The organism is Streptomyces sp. P5F9, from assembly GCF_057961495.1.
In genome coordinates this window covers 1-1,390 of sequence record NZ_JBXVPZ010000912.1, presented here as the reverse complement: position 1 = coordinate 1,390, position 1,390 = coordinate 1, and the positions used below count along the sequence as shown (strand labels likewise).

2 protein-coding genes are annotated in these 1,390 nt (G+C 68.6%); both read left to right on the top strand.

The window, feature by feature from the left end; all coding sequences use genetic code 11:
* Positions 1-184: 184 nt before the first annotated feature.
* Positions 185-598 carry a hypothetical protein gene (locus tag AC31A1_RS51415; RefSeq protein ID WP_043682841.1) on the top strand — a complete coding sequence of 138 codons (414 nt, stop codon included), beginning with the start codon at positions 185-187 and terminating at the stop codon, positions 596-598.
* Positions 599-738: 140 nt separating this feature from the next.
* A complete protein-coding gene (locus AC31A1_RS51410; protein ID WP_489659914.1) occupies positions 739-1,338 on the top strand; it encodes a phage tail tube protein in 600 nt (199 codons plus the stop codon).
* Positions 1,339-1,390: the final 52 nt, after the last annotated feature.

Genomic DNA, 1,390 nt, shown 5'->3' with positions numbered 1-1,390 from the left:
CCCCCTCAACCTCCGCCACTCACCTGGTTCTCGGTTTTTAGTTGCGTGCGCGCACGATCGTCTGTCACAGTTGGTGCAGCGGCGGAGCTGCGCCCGCAGGCCGGCCGCTCAGTGCCCCGTCGCGGTGTGCAGGTGTACCGCCGCGTCCCGCACGCCCTCCGAAGCTGCCCCGAGGTGACCCGGCATGACCACACCCACTCCACCGAGCGCCTTCCCGGACGTCGAGGCGATGATCGTCGACATCCTGGAGGACGACTCCCGGCTCTCCGGCGCGATCGTCGCCGTACAGGCGCCGACCGGCTTCGACGGCACGGCCGCCGCCGTGTTCGTCAACCGGCGCGGCGGCGCCTGGGTCGGCGAACGCCATGTCGACCAGCCGCTGATCGAGCTGGAGGTGTACGGCCCGACCAAGCAGGCTGCGCACGTCCTGGCCAACGACGCCCGTCAGGCCGTACTGGCGATGGCGAACAACAAGTACGGCACGAACCTCGTCACCGAGGTCGAGGAGCAGGACGGCCCGCGCTGGCTGCCCGACTACCTCTACTCCGCGGCCAACCGCTACGTCACGGTGATGAAGGTGTACGTGGACGTCTACTGATCCATCCGTTGACCGCTCCGACGCTCCGCGCCCCACAGACCGAAGGCCCCGCCACCCCCCGGCGGGGCCTTCTTCGTACCCGGACCTCCCGAGTACGACGGCACCCATCCCAACTCGCCTGGAAAACAAGGAGATTCACCATGGCAGGAACCAACTCCTCCGAGATCCGCATCGCCGGCGTAGGCCGCCTCTACGTCGCCCCGGCCGACACCGCCGTACCGTCGACGTTCTCCACCGACACCGCCACCGACTGGGCGACCTGGAAGAACCTCGGGTTCACCTCCGGTGACGGTGTCACCTTCAGCAAGAAGGACAAGCTGGAGCCGGTCGACGTGTGGCAGGCGGTCAGCCCGGTGCACTTCGTGTACTCGGACCGCGACCTGACCCTGAAGTTCTCGCTGATGCAGTTCAACGAGGACACGCTGCCGTTCTTCATGGGCGGTGGTTCGGTCGGCGCGGTGACGGGCTCGACGGGCGTCTACAAGTACGACATCGCCGACCGGCCGTTCGCCGATGTCCGCGCTCTCGGCCTGGAGTTCACGGACGTCCGGGCGAGCGACGGCTCCACCGTGACCTACCGCTTCGGCATCCCGCGCGGCCAGGTCACCGCGTCGGACGACATCAAGCTGGCCCGCAAGTCCGCGGCCCAGCTCGGCATCACGTTCAGCGCGATGTCCGCGGCCGACGGTTCGCCGCTGGCCAGCTTCGTGATGAAGGACGCCGCGTACGCCGCGTCCTGACCCACCGGGGTGGGACGGGCACGCCCGCTCGTCCCACCCCGGTGGGTCAGGA

What these genes read in the sequence shown, in the direction of transcription:
- AC31A1_RS51415 (WP_043682841.1), top strand. Translation starts at nt 185, where the DNA reads ATGACCACACCCACTCCACCGAGCGCCTTCCCGGACGTCGAGGCGATG.
- AC31A1_RS51410 (WP_489659914.1), top strand. Translation starts at nt 739, where the DNA reads ATGGCAGGAACCAACTCCTCCGAGATCCGCATCGCCGGCGTAGGCCGC.